Source organism: Amphibacillus sp. MSJ-3, assembly GCF_018919165.1.
Lineage (GTDB): Bacteria > Bacillota > Bacilli > Bacillales > Amphibacillaceae > Amphibacillus.
Genome location: NZ_JAHLQM010000060.1, coordinates 1 through 4644 on the forward strand (window position 1 = coordinate 1; position 4644 = coordinate 4644).

The following is a 4644-nucleotide window of genomic DNA, read 5'->3' on the forward strand; positions in this document are numbered from 1 at the left end:
TCCATGAGAAGACCTCTTTTCAAATGTTAGTCGCGAAACTTACATTTATATTAGAGTGTCTTCTCTTTTTTTGTCTAGTATTTTGATTTAAGTATCATTGAGAAACATTATACACATACTAAACTGAACCCTTATTTTATTTGGACATAAATAAAAGCAGATCCTCTAATAGTATCTGCTTTAATAGTTTTTATTTTTCTATTTCTACCGCTAGTGATTGGGCTACCTGAATCATTTCATCTTCGGTTAAGGATTCACTCGCTAAATAGTAGTCAATTCCATTTTCCGACCATGATAGGGAATGCTCTGTTATCGCCCCTACAGTAGTACCAATATGAACCGGACTTCCTATCGACAATTCCGGTTGTCTAAAGGCAACCATTTCAGTTGTTTTTACCTCTTGAACGATAGTAAAATCATGTTCTCCCTGATAAGTTAATACCACACGACTCCCATCTTCCAAATCAAATTCCGAAGTATCTACAAGCTCACTAGCAAAGGTTTCCTTGGGATATTGAATCGACAATTCTGTTTGTGTTGCTTGTTCTTCCAGTGAGCTCACAGGTAAACTAAAGATACTACTTGTTAAATTGGCATCAACTTCAAAAAATTCATCTTCAAATTCAACATCCAATTCAAATGGTTCAAAAGTGACTTCTACAATAACATTATGATCTGGATCATAAATTTTCACCAAATAAGGTGTTAATGTTTTTTGATGGAAATAGATCTCTTGTGTTGGTAAGGTTTGATTTTGATGATAATTCGTTTTGGTTGTGAACACATAATATTCATCCATAACTGCGAATTCAGCCTCTTCATCATTCAATATATCCGATACCAAAGAATGATATAAATAAGGTTGACTAGCGTTAGCTGGCCAATCACTTTGGAATCTGAAACTTTTATTCAAAGCAGGTGTTAAAACGAAGACACCTTCATCATTTTTTAGGATAATTTGACTGCCTTCCTCATCTTCTTGATTGTGCATAAACACTCGATAATAATTATCCATTTGATAAGCCAAGTCAATTTGATATTTCTGTGTCGTTTCACCAGTAAACATTTCCATCGTTGCTTTCGTTTGATAGCTTTCTAACTCTGTTAGATTCTCCTCTAGATCTTCAATAACATCTTCCTGTGAAGCTTCGCCACAACCAGCTATTATAAAGATCGAGAAAAGGATGAGGGTCATCCTGATCATTCTGTTCATCATTTCAGCTCCTTTAACTCTAGTCAGAGAAAAAGGGAATGAGTGGACCGCAATGGTTAATCAACTGTACTCCACAGTTGTGATAAGAGTGGTTTATTTTTTATGAAAGTTGATTAGAAAATCTATATCAGCAACTGTGGTTTAACTTGGTTATCAGTAGTTTGATTGTCTCTCAATCGAATTTATCTCTATTTATTTGTAGAAACAGTCAACCTTATCTGATCAAGTTAAACATGAACGAAAAGCATTTGGTAGGAAATCAATTAAATCTCTTGCTAGAAAATCAACCGTCGAATGGTGTTCACGAATAGCGATGTCGGCAGCTAATCCATGGATAAAACAGGCATTTGCTAAAGCTGTCTTTAGAGATTGCTTTTGCATCACCTGAGCCAAAATAATTCCTGCTAAACAATCGCCACTGCCGCCCTTAGCTAAAGCGGGGTTTCCAGTTATGTTAATGGTTTGATTTCCATTCGGATCAGTAATTATCGTATAAGCACCTTTTAAAACCAAATAAAGTTGATACTTCGTTGCAAAATCCTTTGCAATTTCAAATGGATTTGCTTTGATCTGATCAATAGTCTGATCAATCAACATAGCCATTTCACCGGGATGAGGTGTTAATATCGTCGGCGCTTTGCGCTTAACTCGTTTAGTTAAATGCTCTCGGATATAGTACAAACCATCAGCATCAACGATAAGTGGTTTATCACTGTTAAGGGCGGTTTCAAGAATCATTCTCGTATCTTCTGATCGGCCCATTCCCATTCCAATTGCAATCGCATCGAAGGAGGAGAATCGCTCAAATAAATCTATTCCCCCAGCTTCTAGGTTCATAAAGGTTGCTTCTGTTGCAGCTTGCGCAATAATTGGAATAACCTCTTGTCTCGATGCAACAGTAAGTAATCCTAGCCCTGAACGTAAAGCCGCATTTGCAGTTAAACATATGGACCCTGGCATATTTTCTGTTCCACCAATAATCAAACCTTTCCCATGGTCACCTTTGTGGCTATGTTGTGCTCTCCTCGGCAATGTTTGGTTGACCTTTTCCATCGTCCAAACTTCCTTTTTACTTGCGGTTACTAATGGGGTTGGCAAACCGATCTTAACAATTTCCCAGTCACCATAATAACCAGCATACCGTTCAATAAAGGCACTTGGTTTTGGTGCTTCAATACAATAAGTAAGGTCAGCTTTGATTGCTTTCACATCTTCCAATCCTGATTCAGCTGGAATACCACTAGGTAGGTCTACCGCAATTACACGACCTGTTGCACAATTTACTTGTTGGATGATTGAATCATAAGGTTCTTTCAAAGTACCTGAAAAGCCGATCCCTAACATCGCATCAATGATTAAATCAGCTTCTTGAATCAATTGTCGATAATGACTTGATTCGTCAACCAAGGTAATGGAACAATCGAAACAGGTCAAAATCGCTTTATGCCTTGCTGCATCCCCTTTAATTTTATGATCGGAAATGACTTGAATCAGCTCAACCCGATAACCGAGATTAATCAAAGTTCGAGCAATAACAAATCCATCACCACCATTATTACCACCACCAACCAAAATAACAATTTTAGTCTTTTTCGTAATCTTACCGATTAGTTTATCTGTAATCGCCCGACCAGCATTCTCCATTAACATAACGCCTGATATTCGATAATCCTCCATTGCTTTTCGATCAATTTCGTACATTTCTTTTGCGGTTACACAGTTCATTTTAGTCCCTCCTACCCGCACTACACTATATGAGTTTGTCCATTTAATTATGCAGACAAGCTAATCTTTAACGTTCTAAAATAACTTGGGCAATGGCATATGTGCGACTATGTGATATTGATATATGAATATTAAATCGATGGGCTTGTTTAAAGGTGATTGTCGGTTCACCATCAGGACCTGATAAAATTTCAATATCATGAAAACTCACTTTGCCTATACCTGTTCCTAAAGCTTTAGCAAAAGCTTCTTTACCAGCGAAACGGCCTGCTAAAAATTCACACTTTTTTAATTGTGAAGTTTTTTGTAGCAAGAGTTCTTCTTCTTTTTTTGTTAAGATTTTCTTGGCAAACCTTGCATTTCTCTTCATAATATCTTCAATTCGATTAAGTTCAATAATATCTATTCCCGTACCTATAATCATCGTATCACCTTTTTTATTCTGATATCTTTATTATAGCGTAAGCAATTGATTAATTATATCATTTGTCAAAACATCTCTAGATGGAGTATCATTTGATTATCGCCATTTAAAGGAGAGTTTTTATGTTTTTTCGTAACGAATCATTTAAAGATTTCATTCGGTTTTATCCAACTGTTTCTATAATCGTTGGAATTAATGTTATATTATGGCTCTTAATGTTCCTTTCAACATCATTAGGCGTATTCGTCTATGAGTGGGGTGTCGGTTGGAATATCGCAGTTAGTCGTGGACAATATTGGCGACTCGTTACTCCTATCTTTCTTCATGATCCTGATGGAATTTCCCATATTCTTTTTAATTCATTTTCATTAATTTTATTCGGGCCTGCTTTAGAGCAAATGCTAGGCAAAATTAAGTTTATCATTGTCTTTCTATTCACAGGGATTATTGGAAATGTATTCACTTATTTAATCGATATGGAAAGTCTTGTTCCCCATTTAGGAGCTTCCGGTGCGCTTTACGGGTTATTAGGCCTCTTGTTGTATATGAGCTATTTCAAAAGTCATTTAATTGATCCAGGAAGTAAACAAATTGTCGTTGTCATTAGTATAGTTGGTATCTTAATGTCATTTATTCAGCCTGGAATTAATAAGGCTGCCCACCTATTCGGAATGATCGCAGGGGTTGCTATTGGGCCTGTTATCACAAATAACGTCACACCTTTTTCGCCCTGGCGGAACCAACCTCGGGTTAGGCGAGTGGTCAGAAATGATGACCTTGGCTATGATCCAAATCGATGGGATAAAAAAAGATTTCGAGTTAACCGTAATATCAGCTCAATTATCTGGTGGATTATTTTCATCTTAGCGATTCTAGGTATTTTAAGCGGTTTTTAGTCCAAAGTGAGGGAAGGATGCCTTCCCCCGCCTTCAATAAAATTATTGAAGTAATTGGCGGGGTTTATGCGCGGAAATCGGGAGTTTATGCTCGCAAACCAGTGTTCTATGTGCGGAAGTCACAGGTTTATGTGCGCAAACCGATGTTTTATGCGCGGAAATGGCAGATCTATGCGCGGAAGCTGATATTCCATGTGTGGACGGACCCGTTGCTGACAGTTGCACTGCAATAAATAATATCGTTTTATACTTTTACTATCTGTTAAAATCGAGTAGGAGGATAATCATTATTTGATTATCCGTCCCCTCACACCACCGTACGTACGGATCCGTATACGGCGGTTCAATTTTATGCTAAACATGTACTTGTTTGTAATGTTCTAGAC

4 protein-coding genes are annotated in these 4644 nt (G+C 37.2%); 1 reads left to right on the top strand and 3 read right to left on the bottom strand.

Going from position 1 to position 4644, the window contains the following annotated elements:
• Nucleotides 1–190: 190 nt before the first annotated feature.
• The 3 genes from KQI76_RS11500 to acpS form a co-directional block, all read right to left on the bottom strand.
• The gene (locus tag KQI76_RS11500; protein WP_216400427.1) at nucleotides 191–1213 is read right to left on the bottom strand and encodes a LolA family protein; all 1023 of its coding nucleotides are present in this window, start codon (nucleotides 1211–1213) and stop codon (nucleotides 191–193) included.
• 222 nt (nucleotides 1214–1435) lie between these two features.
• Nucleotides 1436–2938, bottom strand: a complete 1503-nt coding sequence (locus KQI76_RS11505; protein ID WP_216400428.1) for an NAD(P)H-hydrate dehydratase — start codon at nucleotides 2936–2938, stop codon at nucleotides 1436–1438.
• 67 nt (nucleotides 2939–3005) lie between these two features.
• On the bottom strand, nucleotides 3006–3362 hold the full coding sequence (gene acpS, locus KQI76_RS11510) for a holo-ACP synthase (RefSeq protein WP_216400429.1): 357 nt from the start codon (nucleotides 3360–3362) through the stop codon (nucleotides 3006–3008).
• Between the two features lie 122 nt (nucleotides 3363–3484).
• On the opposite strand from acpS, the gene KQI76_RS11515 reads away from it, so the two are divergent.
• Complete coding sequence (locus tag KQI76_RS11515) at nucleotides 3485–4258, top strand: rhomboid family intramembrane serine protease (RefSeq protein ID WP_216400430.1); 774 nt, start codon at nucleotides 3485–3487, stop codon at nucleotides 4256–4258.
• Nucleotides 4259–4644: the final 386 nt, after the last annotated feature.